The following is a 24,090-nucleotide window of genomic DNA, read 5'->3' as shown; positions in this document are numbered from 1 at the left end:
TCCGCCCCCCGGCGGCCCGGGTCACCAGCCTTGCCCGGCAGCAGCGATGCGATCCGCACCCATTGCGCCTCGCTCAACTCGTATCGCCTGGACGCCATCATCCGCTCCGCGCTTCAGCACAGAGCCTCGTGAACCAGCACGTAGCCCGCTTGAAAATCCTGAATGTCGATCGGGCCTAGCGCATCAGCCGATCGGACGGGTCTCGCCCACCGCCATTACCCAGCCCCAGTCGTCGGCCAGGCCGGCACTGCCGATCGCGCGCCTAAAGCGCTCCGGTGGCTCGAAGGGTGGCTCGTCGGTCAGGCGCACCACGCCCCAGTGCATGCCCAGCACGTGGCGCGCGCGGAACAGCCGGCCGATCTCGACCGCCTCCTCCGGCGTGCAGTGCGATGCCTGCATCAGCTTGCGCGGCTCGTAGGCGCCGATCGGCAGCAGCGCCAGGTCGACGCCGCCATAGCCGGCGCCCAGCTCCTGGAACACCGGCCCGAACGCGGTGTCGCCGGAGAAATAGACCCGCTTGCCGGGCGTGGTCAGGAGGAAGCCGCCCCAGAGCGAGCGATTGCGGTCCCAGAGCGTGCGCGCGGAGAAATGGATCGCCGGCAGGCAGGTGACCGACAGGTCCGGGCCGCCATGAGGCTGGTGCCAGTCGAGCTCGACCACGCGGGCGAACCGGCCGGTCTCGACGTAGCCCGCGACCTGCAAGGGGCAGACCAGGGTCGCATCCGCCGCCAGCGGCAGCCGTTCCAGGGTCGGCCGGTCCAGATGGTCGTAGTGGTTGTGCGACAGGAGCAGCAGGTCGATCGGCGGCAGGTCGACCGCGGCTAGCGCCACGGGCGAGAAGCGCTTGGGCCCGAACGGCGGGATCGGCGAGGCGTACTCGGACAGGAACGGGTCGATGGCGATCCACTTCCCGTTCAGCCGGAGCAGGAACCCGGCATGGCCCAGCCAGGTGACGATGTCGCCGTCCGCGGCTGCCGCCAGCGCAGCCTTGGCTGCTACCGGCTCCAGCACATGGCCGTCCTGCAGCTCGACCGGCTGGCGGCGGGTGAAGCCGCGCCACATGAACGCCCACCATTCGCTGCGCTCGCCGCCGCGCACGGGGCTGCCGGGCGGGTTGCGGAAGCCGCCGTCCACATGGTGCCAGGGCATGTCGGGAAGCTGTCTCGGCTCGCTGGTGCCGCCGCCGCAGCCGGCCAGGAGGAGCGGCGCGCTCACGAGGCTGGACAGGACGGTGCGGCGGGTGGGCGATGTCATCGCCGGCAGGATGGGGGGGATCGTACCGGCCGTCCAGACCGCCCGGGGTCGGAAGGGACGCCCCGGCGCCAGCCTTGTCTTGAAACCGTCGCGGTACGGGTCTAGGCAGATCGAGGTAGACGAGGAAACCCGAGCCAAAGGGGGCGTGCCGCAACCACGCAGACCTTCAGCCAACGACGTTTCGCCTCGATCTCGGCGAATGCCCACCTGTCCGCGTCGGCCTTCCCGGCGCTGGTTCTCAACGCCGACTTCCAGCCGCTCAGCTGGTATCCGCTCTCGGTCTGGAGCTGGCAGGACACGGTCCGGGCCATGTTCCTCGACCGGATCGCGGTACTGTCCCACTACGACCGGGTGATCCGCTCGCCTGGCCAGGAGCTGCGGCTCCCCAGCGTGGTGGCGCTCAAGCAGTACGTGCCGCAGGAGCGGCGCCCGCCCTTCACCCGCTTCAACCTGTTCCTGCGCGACCGCTTCTCCTGCCAGTACTGCGGCATCACCGCGCCCATCCAGGAGCTGACCTTCGACCATGTGGTGCCGCGCTCGCGCGGTGGCCGCACGTCCTGGGACAACATCACCACCGCCTGCACCCGCTGCAACCTGCGCAAGGGCAGCCGCCTGCCGCGGGAATGCGGCATGCACCCGCTGAGCCCTCCGCAGCAGCCCAGCACCCACCAGCTCCGTCAGAACGGCCGGCAATTTCCGCCAGGCTATCTGCACGAGAGCTGGCGCGACTTCCTCTACTGGGACAGCGAGCTGGAGCCTTGAGCCGGCGGCGGGACCTACCCGCCGCCGGGCGCGCGCTCACTGCCCGAAGTCGATCACATCGGTGTCGAGCGGGAATTGTTCGGTGCGGGACTGCGGCGTCGGCCGCAGGAACTGGCTGAAATTCCCGCCCATGTCGGCGGGAACGGCGGCATCCGGGATGTTGCCGGCGAGCTCGAAGCGGTCGAACACGTAGGGCACGCCTTCCGAGCCCAGCACGGATTCGCCGTCCATGATGTGGAAGTGCAGATGGGGAGCGGAGGTGTTGCCGCTATTGCCGAGCAGGCCCAGCACGGTGCCGGCACGAATCTTCTGGCCGACCCGGACCTGCACGGAGCCGGGCTGCATGTGGGCATAGAAGGCGTAGTAGCCGTTCCCGATATCCAGCACGACGTGGTTGCCGTCGACATTGGCCAGGGTGATGGTGCCGGGATCGGGCAGGCTTCCCGGAACCTGGTTGGGCAGCGCGTCCAGCGTCGACACGACCGTCCCGTCCGCCACCGCATGGATCGTGGCGCCGTAGGCGGTATAGCTCTCCACCCGGTCGACCGGCCCGTTGCGCAGACGCCCTTGCTCGTCCAGGCGCACCCAGTCGATGGCGAAGCGCTGGGCGAAATGCAGCTTGCCGTTGACCGGCAGTGCGGTCGAGCGATGGACGCCGGGCTCGCAGCAGCCGTTGATGGCGAGCCAGCCCTTGCCCGACAGCGGCGGGTGGACGTTCGGCAGGTCGCGGGTCACGTTCAAGGTGGCGGCCTGGTAGCGCAGCTTCGCCGGGTTCGGATCGGTCGCGTTCAGGCCGGCGCCCTTCAGATCCAGCATGTGGCTGAGCCGAGCCGGGATGTCCTGGCGTTCCATGGCGATGTTGATCAGGAACAGCCGGGTCGCGTTCAGCTCGATCTCGGCATTCTCGGCCGGCCGGTTGTCGAGTTGCTTCAGCCTGCCCGGGAAGGATGGCGGATCGAACGTCGCCAGGGCGTCGGCGGGCTTCACGCCCACGACGTCCACCTGTTCCAGCGTCGCCGGCACGCTGCGCGTGTTGGTCAGCTCCAGCTCATAGACGAAGTGCCACCTGCCATCCGTGCCCGGGACGGGCGTGGTGACCGGGTTGAACGGCACCGCGGTCAGCGGCGTGAACACGTCCTCGGCTGCGTCCGCTGCCGCCCCGGCGGCAAGCAGGCCCGCAGCGCACAATAAGCCCAAATAATGGCGCTTCATGATATTCCCGTTCGTCGGAATGACTTGCCCGGAGAAGACCAGCCCACTTCCTTATCGATTTCAGGCAACATGTTCCACAGATAAACCGCTGTGGCCGCGCCAGTAGCGGATCGCGCAGGCCGAAGGGCGCCGGGGACCTGCCCATGCCGGGAGGGGCACCCAGCAAGGATTAGATCGGACTTTTCAAGCCCGCCGGTCCTGCGCATACTTTTGATAACGGCCGGCAAAAACCAGACAGGCCGCGGTTCAGGGAGTGACTGATCATGCGCATGACGTGCGCGCTGTTGGGCGCGACCGCTCTCCTTGCGCTTTCGGCAGGCCAGGCGGCCGCCGAAGGGCGGGTCACGTGGAACGACGACGACACCGTCTCGCTCCAGATGGGGCCGGAATACGACGACCAGGTCATCACCGTCAGCCGCGAGGAGCTGGGCTCGATCTTCGGCCCCGACGAGAAGCCCTACGAGGGGGTGGAGATCACCGTCACCGTGAACAGCGGCGGGCCCAAGGGCGGCATCTCCGGGCCCCTGTACTCGTTCCGGCCGATCTGGGAGGAACTGTCGGGCGGCAAGGTCAACATCGTCGAGCTGCCGTTCGGCGAGCACTACACCAAGATGATGCTCGACCTGCGCAACGGCACCGGTCAGTACGATGCGTTCATGGCGGGTGCGTTCTGGTATGGCGACGTGGCGCCGGTCGGCCTGCTCTACCAGATCGACGACCTGATGGCGTCCGGCGAGTACCCGCAATGGTCCTATGACGCGATGCCGCCAGCACTCAAGACGCTGCACCAGTGGGAGGGCAAGTCCTACGGCGTGCTCAACGACGCGGACGGCCAGGTCCTCTACTACCGCAAGAGCGTGCTGGAGAACCCGGAGCACCAGCAGGCCTTCAAGGCCGAGTATGGATACGACCTGCCGTCGCCGCCCAAGACCTGGCAGCAGCTCCTGGACATCGCCAAGTTCTTCAACGGCAAGAACTGGGACGACAGCGATCCCGAGCCGGACAATGGCGCGGTGCTGCACCTCAAGGTCGGCGAGCAGGGCCACTACCATTTCCAGACCATGTCGGCCTCGTTCGCCATGACGCCCGGCGAGAAGCTCGACCAGTACCATAACGTGTACTGGTTCGACCCGACCGACATGAAGGCGCTGATCAACCTGCCGGGCCATGTGAAGGCGCTGGAATATCTGCAGGAGCTGCACCAGACCGGTCCGGCCGCCCAGGTCGGCTGGTCCTTGGGCGAGGCTTGGGACTATTTCCTGCGCGGCAAGGCCGTGTTCGCCTATTCCTGGGGCGATCTGGGTGCGCTGTGCCAGGACGAGGCCCGCTCCAAGGTCCAGGGCGACTGCGCCTCGGCCATGCTGCCGTCCTCCAACGAATATTACGACATGGAGAAGAAGGAGTTCGTGAAGACCGACGACCCGCAGCCGATCGGCAATACCACCGGCGGCTCGTGGCACGGCATCATCTCGAACTTCTCGGCCAATCCCGAGGCCACCTATTCCTTCCTCTCGCTGATGGCGATGCCGCCGGTCAGCAAGATGATGGCGATGTATGGCTGGGACGGTGTCGATCCGGGCTTCAGCTACCAGTTCCTGCCCGAGGACGGCGGCACGGCCAGCATCGAGGACTATGAGAAGGCCGGCTGGAACGCGGACGACGCCCGGGCCTATACTCACGCCTATCACCAGACCTTCTTCGCGCCGGTGAGCCTGCCCTATCTGCGCATCCCCGGCACGTTCGAGTACTGGGACATTCTCGACAAGAACCTGTCCTCGGCCATGGCCGGCTCGAAGACCGCCCAGCAGGCGCTGGACGACACGGCGGCCGCCTGGGAGCAGGTGACCGACCGGATCGGCCGCGACAAGCAACTGGCCGACTACCGGGCGGCGATCGGCTACCAGGACTGATCCGATACTTGCGCCTCCGCCGGGGCCGCTCGGCCCTGGCGGAACTTTCACGCTCGGATCGACGACTGGAGCGGACGCATGCGCTGGACGAGCCGGGTACGGTTCCTGTTCCTCGCACCCGCGGTCGTGTGGGTGCTTCTCTTCACCATCTTCCCGCTTGGCTATTCGCTGTTCATCGCCTTCAACAAGATCGACCAGACCACCCAGGTCGAGCGCGTCAAGGAGCCGGTCCTGGATGAAGCGGGCCAGCCGGTCCTGGACAGCAAGGGCCGGCCGCGCACCAAGAACGTGGTGGTCCGCAATACCGTGACCACGACCGAGTTCGTGGGCCTCACCAACTTCAAGCGACTGTTCACCGACCCGCAGGTCCACGAGGCGATCAAGGTCACGCTCGTGTTCGTGCTGATCGCGGTGCCGATCGAGCTGTGCCTGGGCTTTCTGATCGCCTTGCTGTTCAACCGGCCGCTCATGGGCAGGTCGACGCTGCGCGCGATCATGATCCTGCCGATCTTCGCCACGCCGATCGCGATGGGCTACTCCTTCTTCACGATCTTTTACGAAGAGGGCGGGCCGCTCGCGTTCACCGGCATCCCCTGGCTGTCCAACCCGAACTGGGCCCTGTTCTCGGTGGCCCTGGTCGACATCTGGCAATGGACGCCGTTCTGCTTCCTGGTCTTCCTGGCGGCCTTGCAGGGCGTGCCGGACGAGCTTCTGGAAGCGGCCAGGATCGACGGTGCCTCCGGCCCCGACATCCTGTTCAAGGTGCTGCTGCCGCTCCTGCAGCCGACCATCATCATCGTGCTGCTCCTGCGGATCGCCGAGGCGGTCAAGCTGTTCGACATCCCCTTCGCGCTCACCGGCGGCGGACCCGGCACTGCCACCCAGTCCTTTTCCTTCCTGGCGTTCCGCACCGGGCTGCGCTTCTTCGACTTAGGGTATGCCAGTGCCATGGCCTACGGGCTGCTGGCCGTGGTCATGGTGGTCGTCCTGCTGTTCTTCCGGAGGCTGCGACAGAGCTATGGCTGAGCGTGGAGCCGCAGCACAGCTGCGCTGGGCCGTGTTCTCGATCCTGGCGATCGCGGTCACGATGGCCTTTCTGTTCCCGATCTACTGGTCGTTCTCCCAGTCGCTGCGCAACCCGCTGGACACGTTCACGGTCGCGGGCTTCGGCATCCCCTGGGTGAACTTCGAGCCGACGCTGGGGAACTGGATCGACCAGGTCGGCACGCCCGAGACGATGCACGCCCTCTACAACAGCACGGTGATCTCGATCGCGGCCGCGATCCTGGCGCTGCTCCTGGGTGTGCCCGCCGCCTATGCGGTGGCCCGCTTCCAGTTCCGGACCTGGAAGAACCAGGACATCACCATCTGGTTTTTGTCGCAGCGGATCCTGCCGCCAGTGGCGACCGTGATCCCGTTCTACCTGATCATGCGCACCTTCAACCTGCTGGACACTCATCTGGCGCTGATCCTGATCAACGCGACCTTCGTTTTGCCCTTCGTGGTGGTGATCCTGCGCCAGACCTTCCTGGAACTCCCGGTGGAGCTGGAGGAATCGGCGCTGGTCGACGGTGCGAGCTACTGGACCGCATTCTGGCGGGTGGCGCTGCCGCTGGCCGCCCCCAGCATGGCGGCGACCGGGCTGATCATCTTCGCGTTCAGCTGGAACGAGTTCCTGTTCGCGGTCGCGATCAGCAGTCAGAACGTGATCACCATCCCGGTACATATCGCGGGTGCCGTCGACACGCGCGGTGTACAGTTCTGGTTCATGGGCGTGCGGGCGATGGTGGCGGTGATTCCGCCGGTGCTGATCGCGCTGATCGCGCAGCGCTACATCGTGCGCGGGCTGACCATGGGCGCGGTGAAGGGATGAACCGCATGACTTGACGCCGGTGAAACGGTCAACTTAGCTGCAGGACAGACAGAAGACGATCGACCTGCACGACAGGTCGACGATCAGGGAATGCACGGGTCGATAAAGGCCCGGCACGGAATGGCGCTCAGAAGGTCCTGCCCGACGAAGATGGGCATGGCCGCCTCCTGTGTCGCCGTCCGAGGACAGGGAGGCTGTTCGATGTTCTACGTTCCGAAGAACGCGATCTATAAGCGGATTCCCCGGCGCAAGTTCCTGGAACTGGGCGGTGGCGTCGCCACCGCGCTGGGCGCCGGCTCCGTAGCGGTCGGCCTGAGCTCGGTGGTGACGCGCTCGCCCGTCCAGGCGGCCTCGTCCGACGATGCCAAGTGGAAGCAGTATTCCGGCACCAAGCTCGTGTTCATGAGCGAGAACACGCCGCCCTCCTTCGCGATCCGCGAGAACCTGAAGCCGTTCTACGACCTGACCGGCATCGAGGTGGAGATCCTGACCGACGACCTGCCGGTGGTGCAGCAGAAGGTCGGCATCGACCTGCGTAGCGGCAAGGCCGACTTCCACCTGAACTATGTGCAGGACAAGCCGATCGGCGCGCCGTTCGCCGATTACTTCGCCAACCTGAACGACTTCATCAACGACGATACGCTGCCCCAGGACCCGGACGGGATGGGCGCGGACGCCTGGTTCGAGAACTTCCTCGATGTCTGCGGGACCATGTACACCCGCGACCGGCTGATCGCGTTCCCGTATGACTCGGCGGTGGCCTGCACCTTCTACCGGCAGGATCTGTTCGAGCAGCACAGCCCGGACTTCGAGAAGGAGTACGGCTACCGGATGGAGTTCACCAAGGACACCACCTGGAAGAACGTCTACGACTTCGCCGAGTTCTTCAAGAAGCTGCGCGCTGCGGGCCAGGACGTGCCCTACGGCTACGCCCAGCACCAGGGCTCGTTCGCCTGGACCGCACAGCTCGACATCCAGCGCCTGATGTACGCGCACGGCCAGTGGACCGAGTTCGACGTCGACGACAAGCTGGGCTCCAAGGAGCCGGGTCCGACCCGGTGGGGCGACGAATCGTCGATCTTCCTGATGGAGAAGTGGAAGGAGCTGGCGAGCGTCGCCCATCCGGACAACCTGGCCAACGACACGCTGCAGCTGAACACGGTCTACCAGGCCGGCCAGATCGCGATGCAGGTCCAGTACCATGAGTTCGCGGCCTCGATCGAGGACGAGAAGACCAGCCGTGCCGCCGGCGGCAAGACCGCCTATGCGCCCTGCCCGAAAGGTGAGGCGAGCTGGATCAAGAACGGTGGGCAGGCGGTCAACGGCACCAGCTGCGGCATCGGCGGCATCGGCATCAACAACAATGCCTCCGACGACCTCAAGCGTGCCGCCTACCTGTTCGCGATGTGGTCGACGTCCAAGGAGACCCAGTACAACGTGCTCAAGGGTGTGGGCGGCACGCCGACCCGCAAGGCGGTCATGGACATGCCGGGGGTGAAGGAAGCGCGCCAGCGGCCGACCGACATGCCGAACGCGCTGACCTTCGACGCGGTCTACGACTACGGCATCAAGGACCCGCATTTCGTGCTGGGCCCGAAGATCCCCGAGGCGAACGAGTACTACCAGATCATCCTGACCGAGGTGCAGAAGTGCATCTCCGGCCAGCAGGATCCTGCTGCGACCTGCGAGTCGATCCGCGACCAGGTCGACGACATGAACGACATCTGAGCAACGTTGGCGTCCGCCGGCCGATCATGGCCGGCGGATCGTTCTTGGAGCAGGCATGGCCACCCAAGTTCTTCCCGGCGGTGCACTGCGTGGCGATGCCCCGGGCGGCATCAACCCGGTCGGCATCATGCCGGGGTTCGTCACCCGCGACGGTGTGACCGTACTGGAAGCGGAGCCGCTCGCGCGCAATCCCGAGCCGTCGCGCCGCTATTACTTCTACATGATGGCTCCGGCGATCATCACGCTGGCGGCGATCTCGCTCTATCCGTTCTTCTGGCTGATCTGGATGAGCCTCCATGACGTGGACATCATGGCAGGCGACAAATGGGTCGGGCTGAAGAACTTCGAGCGGCTGTTCACCCGTGACGCCAAGTTCTCGAACGGGTGGCTGCTGCTGATCCAGTACAGCGCCATGTGCCTGTTCTTCGAGGTGCTGCTGGGCGTGCTGATTGCCGTCCTGCTCAACCGCTCGCGCTGGGAAAAGGTCCTGGTGACCGTGTTCCTGATGCCGATGATGATGGCTCCGGCGATCGCGGGCCTGGTCTGGTACTATCTCTATAACGGCACGTTCGGCTGGTACCACTGGTTCATGCAGAGCGTGGGCCTGCTCGGCGAAACCTCGATCCTGGGCTCGCCCAGCACCGCGATGATCGGCCTGGTCCTGGTCGACATCTGGCAGTGGACGCCGCTCATCGTCCTGATCACGCTGGCGGGCCTCAAGCGCGTGCCGCGCGACCAGCTCGAGGCCAACATGGTCGACGGGGCAGGGGAGATCCGCAACTTCTTCCAGGTCGTCCTGCCGAACCTCTACCCGTTCCTGCTGATCGGCATCCTGCTGCGCTTCATGGACAATTTCCGGTTCATCGATTCGGTGCTGATCCTGACCGGCGGCGGGCCGGCGGACGCCACCAACATCCTGCCGGTCTATCTGTTCGACGTGTCCTTCCAATACTTCAAGCTCGGCCGCGGTGCCGCGATCGCGCTGACGCTGCTGGTGGTGACGATCATCCTGGGCATGTTCCTGGTGAAGATCTTCGACAGTCCCGCTGCGCGCAATGTCGGCCGGACGGAGGGCTGAGCCATGGCTTCCAAGGATGTGGTCGAGTATGCGTCGCCGGCGCGGCGCATCGCCAACGTGGCGGTGGTGGTCTTCCTGGCGGTCTACCTGCTCTGGACGATCCTGCCGATCTTCGTGATGTTCGTTTCCTCCCTGAAGGACCTGCTGGAGGCCTTCCGGATCCCGGCGGTGGGCGACTGGAGCGGCATCGCGCTGTTCTTCGACTTCGAGCCGACGTTCAAGCACTACACCAACCTGTTCGTGAACCTGAACTTCGGCGTCTACTTCTTCAACAGCGTCGCCGCAGCGCTGGGCTCGGCCGTGGTCTCGGTCACGCTGGGCGCCACCTGCGCCTATGCGCTCTCGCGCACCGAGTTCCGCGGCAAGAAGGACCTGTTCTTCTGGATCATCAGCACGCGCATGGCGCCGGTGGTGGCGGTGATGGTGCCGCTCTACGCGATCTTCCGCTCGCTGGAGCTGGTAGGGTCGCTCTGGGGCCTGATCCTGGCCTACACCACCTTCAACCTGCCGTTCGCGATCTGGATCCTCAAGGGCTTCTTCGACAACGTGCCCTTTGCGATCGAAGAGGCGCAGATGGTGGACGGTGCCACCCGGATGCAGGCGTTCCGCTCGATCCTGCCGCTGGTGGCACCCGGGATCGGCGCGTTCCTGGTGCTCTGCGTGCTGTTCGCCTGGAACGACTTCCTGTTCGCCTCGATCATCGGCTCCGGCGGCGCCAAGACCCTGCCGGTGGCCACCAAGGAACTGGTCCAGCCGCAGAACATCCAGTGGGGCAGCATCATGGCGGCCGGCGTGGTGACCACCCTGCCGATGATGTTCCTGGGCCTCCTGATCCGACGCTACCTGGTGACCGGGCTGACCATGGGGGCGGTGCGCGAATGACCGGCTTCCGCAGCAAGACCGCCCACAACGAGAACGATCGCCCCGGCAGGGCAGGGTTGAGGATTTCCCTATGGCTTCGGTGAGCATCGACAAGGTCTGGAAGTATTACGGCCAGACGCCCGCGGTGAAGGAACTGCACCTGGAGGTGGCGGACGGCGAGTTCGTGGCGGTGCTGGGGCCTTCGGGGTGCGGCAAGTCCTCGACGCTGCGGATGCTGGCGGGGCTGGAGCATATCAGCGCAGGCGAGATCCGCTTCGGTGCCAAGCGGATCAACGACCTGCCGCCGCGCGACCGCGACATCGCCATGGTGTTCGAGAACTACGCGCTCTACCCGCACAAGACCGTGTTCGACAACATGGCGAACCCGCTCAAGCTGCGCGGCGTCGAGCGCAGCGTGATCGAGGACCGCGTCCGCAAGGCGGCCGCGATCCTGGAGATCGGGCACCTGCTGGAGCGCCGGCCGGGCGAATTGTCCGGCGGGCAGAAGCAGCGCACCGCGATCGGCCGTGCCATCGTGCGCGAGCCGGCTCTCTTCCTGTTCGACGAGCCGATCGCGCATCTGGACGCCAAGCTGCGTGCCCACATGCGTGGCGAATTGAAGCTGATGCAGCGCCGGCTCGGCACCACCATGATCTACGTCACCCACGACCAGCTCGAAGCCCTGTCGATGGCCGACCGGATCGCGGTGATGAACGACGGCGTGCTCCAGCAGCTCGGCACGCCCCGGCAGATCTACGACCATCCGGTCAATGCCTGGGTCGCGGGCTTCGTCGGCGAGCCGCCCATCAACTTCCTGGACTGCCGGATCGTCGAGGAGAAGGGCGAGCTGCGCCTGGTCCACTCGAGCTTCGACCTGGTGCTGCGTCCCGAGCAGGCGGCGATCGTGCGCGAGCGCTATGCACAGCGCGAGGTGCGCATGGGCATCCGGCCGGACCAGATCGCGATCAGCACGGTGGAGACCCCGGATTCGTTCGGCGGGCAGATCCTGGTGACCGAGCCGATCGGCGGCGACATGCTGGTCGACGTCTCGCTCGGCGGCGACAAGGTGCTGGTCAAGACCCGGCCGGATTTCGAGGGCCGGATGGACAGCCCATGCTACTTGACCCTGGACCGGGGGCGGTGGCACCTGTTCGGTAAAGACGACGGCGTGGCCCTGTTCTGACCGTCGAAGAACGGTGCGGGGGGAACGGCAACAGCCGCAGTCTGGGGATGGCTCGACGCAACGACCGGAATTCCGGCGTTGGTCGGTGAAACGGTTCGCCTGGACGAATCGGCGAACCTGGGAGGCAAGAAGTGCAGCTAAGTCGTGAGGATCTGCTCAAGGCATATCGCCGGATGGTGATGATCCGTGAGTTCGAGGAGGCCGTGCACGAGGAGTTCTCGGCCGGCAGCATCCCGGGCTTCGTCCACCTCTATGCGGGTGAGGAAGCGTCGGGCGTCGGCGTGTGCATGCACCTGAACGACAACGACTACATCGCGTCCACCCATCGCGGCCACGGCCACTGCCTGGCCAAGGACTGCGATGAGCATGCGATGATGCTTGAGATCTTCGGCAAGAAGGAAGGCCTTTGCGGCGGCAAGGGCGGGTCGATGCACATCGCCGACCTGTCCAAGGGCATGATGGGCGCCAACGGCATCGTCGGCGGCGGCCCGCCCTTGATCTGCGGTGCGGCGCTCACCGCCAAGACGCTCAAGACCGGCGGCGTCGCGGTGGCCTTCGTCGGTGACGGCGCCTCCAACCAGGGCACCGTGTTCGAGAGCTACAACCTCGCCAAGATCCTGAACCTGCCCGCGATCTTCGTGGTCGAGGACAACGGCTACGCCGAGGCGACCTCGTCCAGGTACTCCGTGGCCGGCAGCCAGGTGAACCGCGGCAAGGCGTTCGACATCCCGGCGGTCGAGGTCGACGGCAGCGACTTCTTCGCCGTCTGGGAAGCCGCCCGCGAGGCGGTCGAGCGTGCCCGCAACGGCGGTGGCCCGTCGCTCATCCACAGCCGGGTGCTGCGCTACTACGGGCACTTCGAAGGCGACGCGATGACCTATCGCCCGGCCGACGAGGTGGCGAACTACCGGGCGCAGAAGGACCCGCTGATGCAGTTCCGCCGCCGTGTCACCGAGGCGGGCCTGCTGGACGGCAGCGCGCTGGACGAGATCGACCGGAGCGTGAAGGACCGGATCGCCCAGTGCGTGGTCCAGGCCAAGTCGGCGCCCGAGCCGACCGAGGCCGACCTGCTCACCGACGTCTACATCTCCTACTGAGCGACCAGAATCATGGCCAAGAAGAGCTATCGGCAGGCGATCAGCGAGGCGCTCCGTCAGGAGATGGAGCGCGACCACCGGGTGATCGTTCTGGGTGAGGACATCGCCGGCGGCGCCGGTGGCGATGCCGAGCAGGATGCCTGGGGTGGACCCATGGGCGTCACCAAGGGTCTGCTGCCCCTGTTCGGCCGCGAGCGGGTGATCGACACGCCGATCACCGAGAGCGGTTTCATCGGTGCGGCGGTGGGTGCCGCCGCGACGGGCCTGCGCCCGGTCGCCGACCTGATGTTCGTCGACTTCATGGGGGTCTGCTTCGACCAGATCTTCAACCAGGCGGCGAAGTTCAAGTACATGTTTGGCGGCAAGGCCACCACGCCGGTGGTGATCCGCACCATGTATGGCGCCGGCTTCCGCGCCGCCTCCCAGCACAGCCAGTGCCTCTACAACATCTTCACCCACATCCCCGGGCTGAAGGTGGCGCTGCCCTCGAACCCCTATGAGGCCAAGGGGTTGATGATCCAGGCGATCCGCGACGACGACCCGGTCATCTTCTTCGAGCACAAGGCCATGTACGACATGGAGGGCGAGGTCCCCGACGAGTCCTACGCCATCCCGTTCGGCCAGGCCAACGTGACCCGCGAGGGTGACGACGCCACCATCATCGCGTTCGGCCGGATGGTGAACTTCGCCAACACGGTGGCAGACAAGCTCAGCAAGGAGGGGATCACCTGCACGGTGGTCGACCCGCGCACCACGTCGCCGCTCGACACCGAGACGATCCTGGAGACCGCCGCCGAGACCGGCCGCGTGGTCGTGGTCGACGAGGCCCATCCGCGCTGCAACATGGCGACCGACGTGTCGGCGCTGATCTGCCAGGAAGCCTTCGACAAGCTGAAGGCGCCGATCAAGATGGTGACGGCCCCGCACGCGCCGGTGCCGTTCTCGGCGGCGCTGGAAGACCTCTACATTCCGAGCATGGACAAGATCGAGGCGGCCGTGCGCTCGGTCACGGGGAAGTCGCACTGATGTCAGAGATCCAGACCATCGTGATGCCCAAATGGGGCCTCGCGATGCAGGAAGGAATGCTCGCGGCCTGGCACGTGGAGGAGGGTGCTACCGTCTCCAAGGGCCAGGAGATCGCCGACATCGAGACCTCGAAGATCGCCAACGCCTTCGAGAGCCCGGTGTCGGGCAAGCTGCGCCGGATCCTCGTCACCGGCGGGGAGACCGTCCCCGTCGGCGCCCTGCTGGGGGTCGTCGCCGACGAATCGGTGAGCGACGCCGAGATCGGCAGCTTCGTCGACGACTTCCAGGCGAAGTTCGCCGAGCAGCTCGCTGCCTCGGCATCGGAGAAGGGGCCGGAGCCCGAGACCGTCGAGGTCGCGGGCCAGCGCATCCGCTACCTGCAGATCGGCGACGGCGCCGGTGCCCCGATCGTGCTGATCCACGGCTATGGCGGCGACCTGAACAACTTCCTGTTCAACCAGCCGGCCCTGGCGGAGAAGCACACGACCTACGCCATCGACCTGCCGGGCCATGGCGGGTCGAGCAAGGACGTGGGCGAGGCCGACATCGCCAGCCAGGCCAAGACCGTGCTGGGCTTCCTGGACGCCAAGGGCATCCAGAAGGCGCATCTGGCCGGCCATTCCATGGGCGGCGGCGTGTCGCTCTACCTGGCGACGCACCACCCGGACCGGGTCGCCTCGGCGACCCTGCTCGCACCCGCCGGGCTCGGCCCGGACATCTCGATGGAGTACATCAACGGCTTCATCGAGGCGTCGCGGCGCAAGAAGCTGGAACCGATCCTGCAGATGCTGGTCGCCAAGCCCGAGATGGTGACCGGCGACATGGTCGAGGACGTCCTGAAGTTCAAGCGCCTGGACGGGGTCGACGCCGCGCTCAAGAAGGTGCGCGACGCGGTGTTCGCCGGCGGCAAGCAGGCGCTCTCGCTGCGTGACCAGCTGGGCTCGGCGAAGGTGCCGGTCCAGGTGATCTGGGGCACCCAGGACAAGATCGTGCCGGCCAAGCATGCCGAGGGCCTGCCGGGCTCGGTCAAGGTCACGACCTTCGACGATGCCGGCCACCTGATCCACATGGAGAAGTCGGCCGAGGTCAATCAGGCCATCCTGGCGTTCGCCGCGGCGGATTGACGGACCGGTCGATCAAGCCAACGAGGGAGGCACCTGCGCAAAGCGGGTGCCTCCCTTGCCGTTTCCGGAGGACGCTGGTCATGTCTCCGGAAATGTCGCTAGGACAGCTCCAATTCCCTCAGCCACCGGCAGCGCATGCGTCTGATCCACACGTCCGACTGGCATCTCGGCCACGAGATCCTGGGCTTCGACCGCGGCCCCGAGCACGACCATTTCCTCGCCTGGCTGAAGCAGCAGGTCACCGCACTGGCGGCCGACGTGCTGCTGGTGACGGGCGACCTCTACGATACGGTCAACCCGTCCACCGCCGCGCAAGGGCGGCTCTACCAGTTCCTGGCCTCGCTGCTCCGCGACGAGCCGGGCCTGCAGATCGTGCTGACCGGCGGCAACCACGATTCCGCTGCCCGCCTGGAACTGCCATGCCCGCTACTGGACAGCGCGCGGATCACCATCATCGGCGCCGTACCGCGCAAGGACGGCCGGCCCGACCCGGCAGGCCTGTCGGTCCCGCTGCGTCGCCGCGACGGCACTGCGGCGGCCTGGTGCGTGGCGATGCCCTATCTGCGCCCGGGCGACCTGCCGGAGCCGGCGGACGGTGAAAGCGGCATCGCCCGGCTGCACCGCCTGGCGATCGCCCATGCCGATACACAACGCGAAGGCCTGCCCCTGGTCGTCACCGGCCACCTGCACGTCACCGGCGGCGAGATCTCCGATCTCAGCGAGCGCCGGGTGGTGATCGGCGGCGAGGAGACCGTCCCGGTCTCGATCTATCCCTCGCACGCGGCCTATGTGGCGCTGGGCCACCTCCACCGGCCGCAGCGCCTCAAGGGCCCCACCGAAATCCGCTACGCCGGCTCGCCCTTTCCTTTGTCGGTCACCGAGCGCCACTACCGGCACGGCATCCTGCTGGTGGAACTGGACGGGGACGGCCCCGCCCGGGTCGAGCCGGTCCAGGCCCCGCGCCTCGTCCCGTTCCTGCGGATACCCGCCCAGGGTGCCGCGCCTCTGGAGGCGATCGAGGCCGAGCTCCAGGCCCTGAGCCTGGATGACCCGGGCCGCGAGCGCCGGCCGTTCCTGGAAGTGGTGGTCCGCCTGGACGGGCCGCAGCCCGACCTGCGCCGCCGGATCGACCAGGCGTTGCAGGGCAAGCCGGTGCGCCTGGTCCGGATCGGCCGGGAAGTTCCGGCGGCCGCGGTAGGCCGGCAGGAAGCGGCGGCGCGCGAGCTGGCCGAGCTCGCCGAGACCGACGTGTTCGCCGAACTGCATCGTGCCGAGCATGGCGGCCAGGACCCGGCCCCCGACCTGCTCCAGGCGTTCAAGGAACTGCTGACGGAGGTGCAGCAGGCGGAAGGAGCATCCCGATGAGGATCCGCGCCATCCGCGGCCAGAACCTGACCAGCCTGGCCGGCCCCTTCGAGCTGGACTTCGAGGCCGAGCCCCTGCGCAGTGCCGGCATCTTCGCGATCTCCGGCCCCACGGGCGCTGGCAAGTCGACCCTGCTGGACGCGATGTGCCTGGCCCTGTTCGACCGCCTGCCGCGCTTCGACCATGCCGACCGGGAAAAGGTCGGCGACCGGGACGGCGAGCAGGTCCAGTACAATGATGTCCGCCACGTGCTGCGCCATGGTGCCGCCGAGGCCTTTGCCGAGGTGGATTTCGCCGGCCAGGACGGCCGCGACTACCGCTCCCGCTGGCAGCTCCGCCGGGCCCGCGGCCGCTCGGACGGCCGGCTGCAGGCGCAGAGCATCACGCTCACCGACCTCGCGACCGGCCAGCTGATCGGCGACAAGAAGACCGAGACGCTGGCCGAGATCGAGCGGCGGGTGGGGCTCAGCTTCGACCAGTTCCGCCGCGCGGTCCTGCTGGCCCAGGGCGATTTCGACACCTTCATCCGCGCCAACGCGAAGGAGCGCGCCGAACTCCTGGAGCGGATCACCGGCACCTTCATCTATGCCGAGCTGTCCAAGGCGGCGTTCCAGCGCAGGAAGCAGGAGGAGCAGGCGCTGGCCCTGCTGGAGGAGCGGATCGCCGGTGCCGTACCGCTGCCGCCCGAGGAGCGCCAGGCGGCCGAGGCGGCCGAGGCGGCAGCCAAGGCGGTGCTGGACGAGCTCGACCAGGCACGGGCCGGGCTGGAACGGGAACAGGCCTGGCACGAGCAGGACAGGAAGCTCGCAGCGCATCTGGCCGAGGCGGAAGCGACAGCCGCCCAGGCGGAGGCCGCCCATGCCGCCGAGGATGGCGCACGAGCGGCCCTGGCACTCCACGAACGGGCGCTGACGGTACGGCCGCAGTTCGACGAGCGGGCACGCTGCGCCCGCGAGCTGGCCGAACTGGCGGCACGGGAGGAAGCGGCCGCCAGGGCATGCGAGGCCGCCACGACCGAGGCGGAAGCGGCCGGAACGGCCAGCAGAAACGCCGCAGAGCAGATGGCCGACGTCCAGCGTGAAGCCGACCGGCTGGCACCGCTGCTGGCCGAGGCGCGCGCCATGGACGTGCGGCTGGAACGGGCCGAAGCGGCGGCCGCTGCCGCGGAGGCCGACCAGGCCCGCCGCCTGGCCGAGCGGACCGAGGCCGAAGCGGCGCTCCAGCGCCTGGACGCCGCCCATGCCGAGGCGACCGACGCGCTGGTGGAGCATCGTGCATGGCTGGACGCGCATCCGGGCCTCCACCTGCTGGCCGGCCGGATCGGCGCGGCCCTGCAGGATCTGGCCGCCGCCACGGACCATGACCGGCGCCTGGCCGAGCTGACCGAGCGCAAGGCAGGGCTGGAGAGGCAGCGCCAGGTCCTGGCCGAGGCGAGCGCTGGGCGGATGGCGGAACTCGCCGAACTGCGCCGTGCGGTTCAGGCCGACACCACGCAGATCGCCAGTCTTCAGGCCGAGATCGCCGCCATCGACCGGCCGGCGGTGCAGGAACGGCTGGATCGCTGCCGCCAGCTCCGCTCGGCCCTGGAGGCTTTGGAGCAGGCCGATGGCGAGGGGAGGCGGGTCACTGCGACCCTGGCCGAGCTGGCCGACGAATTGGCCAAGCTCGAAGCGAGCGCCACCCATGCAGCCGGCGCGCAGTCCGAAGCCGAGACGGCGCTGCCGGCAGCGCGCGCCCGGCTGGACGAGGCCCGGCGCGGCCTGGACCTGTCCGAGGCCGCTGCCGGCGATGCGGCCAGGCATCTGCGCCTGCAACTCCAGCCCGGCCAGCCGTGCCCGGTCTGCGGTGCTGTCGACCATGCCGCGGCCCTGGCCGACCAAGTGCTGGCCGCACGCGTCCTGGTGGACCAGCAGCGGGTCACGGAGCTGGAGGAAGCCTTCCAGGCACTGCAGCGCCGCTCGGTCGAAGCGGCGACCCAGCTACGTGCCTGTACCGAGCGGCGCCCGCAGGTGGAGCGTCAGCGGGCAGCGGTCCAGGCCGAGCGGGCACGCTGGCAGGAACGCCACGACGCTGCCCTGGCCGCCATCGCCACGCATGGCGAAGGCCTGCTCCCGGCGCAGCCCGGCCCGGATGACGCCCGTCACCTGGACCAGGTCGAGCGGCTCGCCCGTGAGGCCTCGGCGCAACTGGCGCGCCTGACCGAGCTCGAGACCCGACTCGGGCAGGCACAATCCGCCCTGGCGGAGCGGCGCGACCGGCTGGACGGCCTCGCCGCCGCCGGCGACCGGGCGGCGGAGCAGGAGCGCGAGCTGGCACTGGAGGCAGAGCGTTCCGCCGAACGCCTGCGCGCGACCGAGGCAGAACGCGACGGCGTATTGGCGCGTCTGGGCGAGCTGCTGGATGGCCCCTGCGCCGCGTGGCGCGACCAGCACGGCAAGGATGCGCAGGCACTGGCCCAGCGATGCCGCGACCTTGCAGCCGCCTGGACATCCCGGACCGCTGCGCTCGAGGAGATCCGCGGCAGGCTCGGCGAACTCGGGGAACAGCAGGGTGCGGCCCGCACGACGCTGGTCCACCGGCTGCACGAACTGAAGGAAGCGGAAGGCGTCGCCATACGCTGCCGGGCGGAATGGCAGACCCTGCGCGACGCACGCGCGCGGATGCTGGACGGCTCCGCGGATGCGGCCGAGCAGGCCATGCAGGCGCGCCTCGCCCAGGCCAAGGCCGTCGCTGCCGAGGCCGGCGCGGCCCTGGTCACGGCGGAACGCAGGCTGGCGGTGGCGAAGGAGAACCTGGCGGCCTCCCGGCGTGCCCATGCGACCGGGCAGGCCGCGGCGGCGGAAGCGGAACGGCGACTGGCGGCGGCCCTGGCCCAGCTCCGCCTGGAACGGACCGATGCCGAGACCGCGTTCGCGCGTGCCGAAGGTTGGACCGAAGCGGAACGCGCGCGACTCCAGGGCCTGACCAATGCCCTGGAGGAACAGCGGGTCACCTGCCGCGAGCGGCAGCGCATCCTGGCGGAGCATCGCGCGGCGGGAACACCGGCCCGTGCGGTCGAGGCCATCCAGGAAGCCCTGAGGGAACTGGCCGAACGGCGCGAGGCGGCCGAGGCCAAGCACCGCGAGCGGCTCGCCGTGCTGATCAACGACGACCGGATCGGCAAGGGCCAGCTCCAGCTCATCGCCGATCGGGACGCGCGCCGCCGCCAGGCCGATGTCTGGCTGCGCCTGGCCAGCCTGATCGGCTCGGCGGATGGTGCGAAGTTCCGCCGCTTCGCCCAGAACCTGACCCTGGTGCAGCTCCTGCACCTGGCCAACCTGCACCTCGCCGAGCTGCATCCGCGCTACGAGCTGCAGCGCGCCCCTGGCGGCGATCTGGTCCTGCAGGTGGTCGACCGGTTCATGGCCGACGAGGTGCGCGGCGTGCACAGCCTGTCCGGCGGCGAGCGCTTCCTGGTGAGCCTGGCCCTGGCGCTGGGCCTGGCCAGCCTGTCGTCCGGCCAGGGCATCCGGGTCGAGAGCCTGTTCATCGACGAGGGTTTCGGCGCGCTCGACGCGCAGAGCCTGGGCATGGCGCTCTCGGTGCTGGAGCGGCTGCAGGCGACCGGCCGCCGGGTCGGCGTGATCAGCCATGTCGAGGAGATGAAGGAGCGGATCGCGGTGCGGGTCGAGGTGACGCCCCAGGGCAACGGCCGCAGCACGCTGACCGTCACCTCGTCCTGATCCATGGCGGTTTAGGACTGAACGCCTAGATGTGCTATGCTGGCCTCCCGATCCGCCGGAGGGCCAGCCCGCTATGCCTCACCACAACCGACAGGCAAATCTGCACGAACGAACCCGAGCCGCAGCTCGCACCGCGATGACGAAACGAACCCGAGCCGCGGCTGCCCCTTCCGTCATCCCAGCCTGCGCGGGGGATGACATGAGAAGGGCAGGCACGTCCCCTGTTCCGGGTACGCATAACGGCACGAACCCAAGTCCGGTCTCAGGTCCGTGCACTCGGTTTTGCACGAACGAACCCGAGCCCGGCCGTTCAGGCGGCCGCGGCCATCCGGTCCGGCGTCACCAGTTGCAGGCTGCGCCGGCCCAGCAGGCGGCAGAGCGCCAGGGTCAGGTCGGCGCGGTTCAGGGCATAGAGATGCAGGGAGTCGAAGCCCTCGGCCACCAGGCGGCGGCACTGCTCCGCGGCGACGGTGGTCGCGACCATGCGCGCCAGTTCCGGCTGGTCCTCCAGCCCGTGAAACAATTCGGCCAGCCAGTCCGGGATGGTGGCGCCGCACATGCCGCTGAAGCGGCGGATCTGGGCAAAGGAATGGATCGGCATGATGCCCGGCACGATCGGCGCCTGGATGCCGGCCGCCTGGCAGGCGTCGCGGAAGCGCAGGATCCGGTCGGTGTCGAAGCAGTACTGGGTGATCAGGTGCGAGGCGCCGGCCTCGACCTTGGTGCGCAGATGGGCGAGGTCGGTGGCGGCGTCCGGCGATTCCGGATGGACCTCCGGATAGCAGCCGACGCCGATGTCGAACCGCCCGGCCTCGGCCAGCGCCCGCACCAGGTCCGAGGCATGGGCGAACCCGTCCGGGCGCGGCCGGTAGGGCTGGCCGATGCCGTCGGTCGAATCGCCACGCAGCGCCACCACCCGGGTGACGCCCAGTGCCGTGTACCGCTCGGCCAGTGCCGCCACGTCGCGCCGGTCCACCGCGGCCGCGGTGATGTGCGGCGCCACCGGCAGGCCGAACCGCTCCTGCAGCTCGCGCACCGTGGCGAACGTCGCCTCGACCTGCTCGCCGCCGCCAGCCCCGGAGGTGACGGTCAGATGGTCCGGGCCCACCGCCGCCAGGCGTGCGACCTCGGTGAAGAAGGCCTCGGTCGCGGGGCCGCTCTTGGGCGGGAACAGCTCGACCGACAGCCTCGGCTGCGGCAGGGGCTCGCCCAGCAGGGGGAAGTGGCGGAGGACCCGGCGGTCCTCCTGCAGCCGGTCGAGGGTGGTGGGCTCGGACATGAGCTGCTCCGGTTGCTGGGAGGCGCTGATGGCGGCGTCGCGGCGGGGCGGGCTCATGCCAGCGCCTCGCTGCGGCCATGGGGCGGGAAGGGCAGGACCTGGGCCTCGGCCAGCCTGGCCGACCACAGGACCACGGTGAGATCGCCGCCCGGCACCCGCACCGGCGGCTCGACCTGGAGGCCCAGCTCCTCGAGCCAGCCGGTCATCTCCGGGTCGGTGAAGCCCAGGCGGCGGTGCTGGCGTGCCTCGCGCAGATCCTCGCGCTCGTGCCGGGCCAGATCGACCACCACGATCCGCCCGCCCGGCGCCAGCACCCGGCGGGCCTCGGCGAGGGCGGCGAACGGGTCGTCGGCGAAATGCAGCACCTGATGGAAGGTCACCGCGCTGAACGAGCCGTCGGGCAGCGGCAGCTGGTACATGTCGCCATGGCGGACCTGGCAGTTGCGCGCCTCGCGCCGGTCCAGGTTGGCCCGCGCGATCTTGAGCATGTCCTGGGCGACGTCGACGCCCAGGCCGTAGCCGATCCGGCTGGCGAGAAGCTGCAGGACCCGGCCGGTGCCGGTGCCGATGTCGAGCAGGGAGGGCGTGCTGACGCCTTCGAACTGCCGGACGAGCGCCGCCTCGATCGCCGCGGTCTCGGCGGGGCCCAGCTCGCGCTCCTCGTCCCAGGCCTTGGCGTGGTGGTCGAACCAGGCCTCGGCGGCCCGGCGCCGCGCGGCGCGCACCACTTCCAGGCGGCGGCGATCGAGCTGGAGCACGCCGTCCTCGGCCGGCAGGAGGCGGCAGATCGAGCGGGCGAGCCTGGCGCCGTCGCCGTCCTGGGCGCGCCGGTAGAACACCCAGCTCCCTTCGCGGAAGCGGTCGAGCAGGCCGGCCTCGGCCAGGATCTTCAGGTGGCGGGAGATGCGCGGCTGCGACTGGCCCAGGACCTGGACCAGCTCGCTGACCGTCCACTCGCCCTGGGCGCAGATGGCGAGCAGGCGCAGCCGTGACGGGTCGGCCGCGGCAGCGAGGCCATCCAGCAATTGGGCGAGTTCAGGGCCGGCAGCATCCATCTCAGATCTCCTGAGACATATCTACATTTCTTTATATCCAAGGGTCAAGCGCTCCGGTACCGGCCACAGCAGGCGCCGATCCAGGTCGCCCGGCATTGCTCAACTTGAATCCCTGTGGAACGGCACGTACTTCTCCGGCGGACCGATGAATGACGACGCTTCCCCCATCCTCCGCCATCGAGAGGTGAAGATGAGCCAGCAAGGGCACGTGGCGCGGCCTGTTGCGATCCTGGCGCTCGCGCTGACCCTGGCGGGCTGCGCCACGGCCGAGGATCCGGATCCTTGGGAGCCGGTCAACCGCGCGATCTTCAGCTTCAACGAGGTCGCGGACCGTGCGGTCCTCACCCCGGTCTCCCGCGGCTACCAGGCCGTGGTACCCGAGCCGGTGCGTGACAGCGTCACCAACTTCCTGGGCAATCTGCGCGAGCCCACCAATTTCGTGAACCTGGCGCTCCAGGGGGAGCGGGAAGGGTTCGGCACCTCGGTCGGCCGGTTCTTCATCAACACCACGCTGGGCGTGGGCGGCCTGTTCGATGCGGCCTCGGCGTTCGGCTACCAGAAGCAGGAAACCCGCTTCGGCGCGACCCTGCAGAAATGGGGCGTGGGACCGGGGCCCTACGTGGTCCTGCCTTTGTTCGGCCCCGATGTCGTGCGTGGTGCGGTGGGCCGCGTGCCGGACATGACCCTGAACCCGACCTTCTACATGAGCAGCGACTGGCCCTGGATCACCCAGAGGGTCACCGAAGGCATCGACTTCCATTCCCGGAACATGGCGGTGATCGAGGACCTGCGCCGGGGCAGCGTCGACATGTACGCCACGGTGCGCTCGATCTATCTGCAACGGCTGGGAGCGGAGATCGCCGGCAGCGGTTCGGATGCCCAGTATGACGCGATCTTCGAGGAGGAGCCGGATGTTGAGTGATGCCCGTGCGGCCATGCTGAGCCGGCGCGGCTTGCTGGCCGGGGCTGCGGCGCTGGCCGTTCTGGCGGCACTCCGTGTCCCCGCCGGCGCCCAGGAAAGCCCGTCCACCTTCATGGACGGGGTCGGCCAGGAGGTGGTGGCGACCTTCCAGGATGATTCGCTGGACGACCAGGAGCGGCTGTCGCGGCTGGTGTCGATCCTGGACAAGAGTGTCGATTTTGAGATCATCGGCCGGCTGGTCACCGGCCGCTACTGGCGCCAGGCGAGTGCTGCGCAGCAGCAGGAATTCACCGACCTGTTCCGGCAGTTCACCATCCAGACGATCGCCTCCCAGCTGCGCAACTACGGGGGCGAGACCTACGAGATCACCGGCGAGCGCGTGGTCGACGACCGGGACGCGGTCGTGTCGAGCAAGATCGTGCGCGTCCAGGGCCAGCCGCCGGCCAATGTCGACTGGCGGGTGCGCCGCAGCGCGGACGGCTTCAAGATCATCGACGTGGTCGGCGAGGGCGTCTCGGCGGTGGTCACCTGGCGCCAGGAATATGGCGAGGTGCTGGCGCGCAGCGGCTTCGACGGGGTGATCGCCCGCCTGAAGGAGCAGATCGCGGCCCGCCGCGCGGCCTGAGCCAGGGGGCCCTC

19 protein-coding genes are annotated in these 24,090 nt (G+C 68.2%); 15 read left to right on the top strand and 4 right to left on the bottom strand.

Annotation, left to right across the window (positions count from 1 at the left end):
- Positions 1-183: 183 nt before the first annotated feature.
- Positions 184-1,254 carry an MBL fold metallo-hydrolase gene (locus tag HLA95_RS10070; RefSeq protein ID WP_191058119.1) on the bottom strand — a complete coding sequence of 357 codons (1,071 nt, stop codon included), beginning with the start codon at positions 1,252-1,254 and terminating at the stop codon, positions 184-186.
- A gap of 189 nt (positions 1,255-1,443) precedes the next feature.
- Between HLA95_RS10070 and HLA95_RS10065 the strand changes: the two genes are divergently transcribed.
- Positions 1,444-2,016 (top strand): HNH endonuclease, encoded by a 573-nt coding sequence (locus HLA95_RS10065; RefSeq protein WP_370467481.1) that lies wholly within the window; start codon positions 1,444-1,446, stop codon positions 2,014-2,016.
- Between the two features lie 36 nt (positions 2,017-2,052).
- On the opposite strand, the gene HLA95_RS10060 is transcribed toward HLA95_RS10065, so the two are convergent.
- Positions 2,053-3,228: a M23 family metallopeptidase gene (locus HLA95_RS10060; RefSeq protein ID WP_191058117.1), complete on the bottom strand. Its 1,176-nt coding sequence runs from the start codon at positions 3,226-3,228 to the stop codon at positions 2,053-2,055.
- A gap of 263 nt (positions 3,229-3,491) precedes the next feature.
- Here HLA95_RS10060 and HLA95_RS10055 point away from each other — a divergent pair, with 263 nt between their 5' ends.
- The 12 genes from HLA95_RS10055 (at position 3,492) to HLA95_RS10000 (ending at position 20,195) form a co-directional block, all read left to right on the top strand.
- Entirely contained in the window at positions 3,492-5,138 is a 1,647-nt protein-coding gene (locus tag HLA95_RS10055; protein ID WP_222183176.1) for an extracellular solute-binding protein, read from the top strand.
- Between the two features lie 78 nt (positions 5,139-5,216).
- Complete coding sequence (locus tag HLA95_RS10050; RefSeq protein WP_191058116.1) at positions 5,217-6,164, top strand: carbohydrate ABC transporter permease; 948 nt, start codon at positions 5,217-5,219, stop codon at positions 6,162-6,164.
- Complete coding sequence (locus tag HLA95_RS10045) at positions 6,157-7,011, top strand: carbohydrate ABC transporter permease (protein ID WP_191058115.1); 855 nt, start codon at positions 6,157-6,159, stop codon at positions 7,009-7,011. Before HLA95_RS10050 ends, HLA95_RS10045 begins: the two co-directional genes overlap by 8 nt.
- 201 nt (positions 7,012-7,212) lie before the next feature.
- Complete coding sequence (locus HLA95_RS10040) at positions 7,213-8,739, top strand: extracellular solute-binding protein (protein ID WP_191058114.1); 1,527 nt, start codon at positions 7,213-7,215, stop codon at positions 8,737-8,739.
- Positions 8,740-8,794: 55 nt separating this feature from the next.
- Positions 8,795-9,817 (top strand): carbohydrate ABC transporter permease, encoded by a 1,023-nt coding sequence (locus tag HLA95_RS10035; RefSeq protein WP_191058113.1) that lies wholly within the window; start codon positions 8,795-8,797, stop codon positions 9,815-9,817.
- Between the two features lie 3 nt (positions 9,818-9,820).
- Positions 9,821-10,699 carry a carbohydrate ABC transporter permease gene (locus HLA95_RS10030; RefSeq protein ID WP_191058112.1) on the top strand — a complete coding sequence of 293 codons (879 nt, stop codon included), beginning with the start codon at positions 9,821-9,823 and terminating at the stop codon, positions 10,697-10,699.
- Between the two features lie 70 nt (positions 10,700-10,769).
- The gene (locus HLA95_RS10025; RefSeq protein WP_191058111.1) at positions 10,770-11,861 is read left to right on the top strand and encodes an ABC transporter ATP-binding protein; all 1,092 of its coding nucleotides are present in this window, start codon (positions 10,770-10,772) and stop codon (positions 11,859-11,861) included.
- A 173-nt stretch (positions 11,862-12,034) separates the two neighbouring features.
- A complete protein-coding gene (locus HLA95_RS10020; RefSeq protein WP_191058120.1) occupies positions 12,035-12,958 on the top strand; it encodes a thiamine pyrophosphate-dependent dehydrogenase E1 component subunit alpha in 924 nt (307 codons plus the stop codon).
- 12 nt (positions 12,959-12,970) lie between these two features.
- Entirely contained in the window at positions 12,971-13,984 is a 1,014-nt protein-coding gene (locus HLA95_RS10015; RefSeq protein ID WP_191058110.1) for an alpha-ketoacid dehydrogenase subunit beta, read from the top strand.
- Positions 13,984-15,108 carry an acetoin dehydrogenase dihydrolipoyllysine-residue acetyltransferase subunit gene (locus HLA95_RS10010; protein WP_191058109.1) on the top strand — a complete coding sequence of 375 codons (1,125 nt, stop codon included), beginning with the start codon at positions 13,984-13,986 and terminating at the stop codon, positions 15,106-15,108. Before HLA95_RS10015 ends, HLA95_RS10010 begins: the two co-directional genes overlap by 1 nt.
- A gap of 135 nt (positions 15,109-15,243) precedes the next feature.
- Positions 15,244-16,473, top strand: coding sequence for an exonuclease SbcCD subunit D C-terminal domain-containing protein (locus HLA95_RS10005; RefSeq protein ID WP_222183174.1), 1,230 nt, complete (start codon positions 15,244-15,246; stop codon positions 16,471-16,473).
- Positions 16,470-20,195 (top strand): AAA family ATPase, encoded by a 3,726-nt coding sequence (locus HLA95_RS10000; protein WP_222183172.1) that lies wholly within the window; start codon positions 16,470-16,472, stop codon positions 20,193-20,195. Before HLA95_RS10005 ends, HLA95_RS10000 begins: the two co-directional genes overlap by 4 nt.
- Positions 20,196-20,505: 310 nt before the next feature.
- On the opposite strand, the gene HLA95_RS09995 is transcribed toward HLA95_RS10000, so the two are convergent.
- Entirely contained in the window at positions 20,506-21,531 is a 1,026-nt protein-coding gene (locus HLA95_RS09995; protein ID WP_222183170.1) for a methylenetetrahydrofolate reductase, read from the bottom strand.
- On the bottom strand, positions 21,528-22,529 hold the full coding sequence (locus HLA95_RS09990) for an ArsR/SmtB family transcription factor (RefSeq protein WP_222183168.1): 1,002 nt from the start codon (positions 22,527-22,529) through the stop codon (positions 21,528-21,530). Before HLA95_RS09990 ends, HLA95_RS09995 begins: the two co-directional genes overlap by 4 nt.
- Positions 22,530-22,719: 190 nt before the next feature.
- Between HLA95_RS09990 and HLA95_RS09985 the strand changes: the two genes are divergently transcribed.
- Positions 22,720-23,451 (top strand): MlaA family lipoprotein, encoded by a 732-nt coding sequence (locus HLA95_RS09985; protein WP_222183166.1) that lies wholly within the window; start codon positions 22,720-22,722, stop codon positions 23,449-23,451.
- A complete protein-coding gene (locus HLA95_RS09980) occupies positions 23,444-24,076 on the top strand; it encodes an MlaC/ttg2D family ABC transporter substrate-binding protein (RefSeq protein ID WP_191062167.1) in 633 nt (210 codons plus the stop codon). Before HLA95_RS09985 ends, HLA95_RS09980 begins: the two co-directional genes overlap by 8 nt.
- Positions 24,077-24,090 lie beyond the last annotated feature (14 nt).

Source organism: Geminicoccus harenae (assembly GCF_019800005.1).
Taxonomy (GTDB): domain Bacteria; phylum Pseudomonadota; class Alphaproteobacteria; order Geminicoccales; family Geminicoccaceae; genus Geminicoccus; species Geminicoccus harenae.
Note: the sequence above shows the minus strand (reverse complement) of the source record. Positions and strands in the feature narration are given on the sequence as shown.

What these genes read in the sequence shown, in the direction of transcription:
- HLA95_RS10000 (WP_222183172.1), top strand. Translation starts at nt 16,470, where the DNA reads ATGAGGATCCGCGCCATCCGCGGCCAGAACCTGACCAGCCTGGCCGGC.
- HLA95_RS09990 (WP_222183168.1), bottom strand. Translation starts at nt 22,529, where the DNA reads ATGGATGCTGCCGGCCCTGAACTCGCCCAATTGCTGGATGGCCTCGCT.
- HLA95_RS09985 (WP_222183166.1), top strand. Translation starts at nt 22,720, where the DNA reads ATGAGCCAGCAAGGGCACGTGGCGCGGCCTGTTGCGATCCTGGCGCTC.
- HLA95_RS10030 (WP_191058112.1), top strand. Translation starts at nt 9,821, where the DNA reads ATGGCTTCCAAGGATGTGGTCGAGTATGCGTCGCCGGCGCGGCGCATC.
- HLA95_RS10005 (WP_222183174.1), top strand. Translation starts at nt 15,244, where the DNA reads ATGCGTCTGATCCACACGTCCGACTGGCATCTCGGCCACGAGATCCTG.
- HLA95_RS10025 (WP_191058111.1), top strand. Translation starts at nt 10,770, where the DNA reads ATGGCTTCGGTGAGCATCGACAAGGTCTGGAAGTATTACGGCCAGACG.
- HLA95_RS10055 (WP_222183176.1), top strand. Translation starts at nt 3,492, where the DNA reads ATGCGCATGACGTGCGCGCTGTTGGGCGCGACCGCTCTCCTTGCGCTT.
- HLA95_RS10050 (WP_191058116.1), top strand. Translation starts at nt 5,217, where the DNA reads ATGCGCTGGACGAGCCGGGTACGGTTCCTGTTCCTCGCACCCGCGGTC.
- HLA95_RS10015 (WP_191058110.1), top strand. Translation starts at nt 12,971, where the DNA reads ATGGCCAAGAAGAGCTATCGGCAGGCGATCAGCGAGGCGCTCCGTCAG.
- HLA95_RS10045 (WP_191058115.1), top strand. Translation starts at nt 6,157, where the DNA reads ATGGCTGAGCGTGGAGCCGCAGCACAGCTGCGCTGGGCCGTGTTCTCG.
- HLA95_RS10035 (WP_191058113.1), top strand. Translation starts at nt 8,795, where the DNA reads ATGGCCACCCAAGTTCTTCCCGGCGGTGCACTGCGTGGCGATGCCCCG.
- HLA95_RS10040 (WP_191058114.1), top strand. Translation starts at nt 7,213, where the DNA reads ATGTTCTACGTTCCGAAGAACGCGATCTATAAGCGGATTCCCCGGCGC.
- HLA95_RS10060 (WP_191058117.1), bottom strand. Translation starts at nt 3,228, where the DNA reads ATGAAGCGCCATTATTTGGGCTTATTGTGCGCTGCGGGCCTGCTTGCC.
- HLA95_RS10010 (WP_191058109.1), top strand. Translation starts at nt 13,984, where the DNA reads ATGTCAGAGATCCAGACCATCGTGATGCCCAAATGGGGCCTCGCGATG.
- HLA95_RS10020 (WP_191058120.1), top strand. Translation starts at nt 12,035, where the DNA reads ATGGTGATGATCCGTGAGTTCGAGGAGGCCGTGCACGAGGAGTTCTCG.
- HLA95_RS10070 (WP_191058119.1), bottom strand. Translation starts at nt 1,254, where the DNA reads ATGACATCGCCCACCCGCCGCACCGTCCTGTCCAGCCTCGTGAGCGCG.
- HLA95_RS09995 (WP_222183170.1), bottom strand. Translation starts at nt 21,531, where the DNA reads ATGAGCCCGCCCCGCCGCGACGCCGCCATCAGCGCCTCCCAGCAACCG.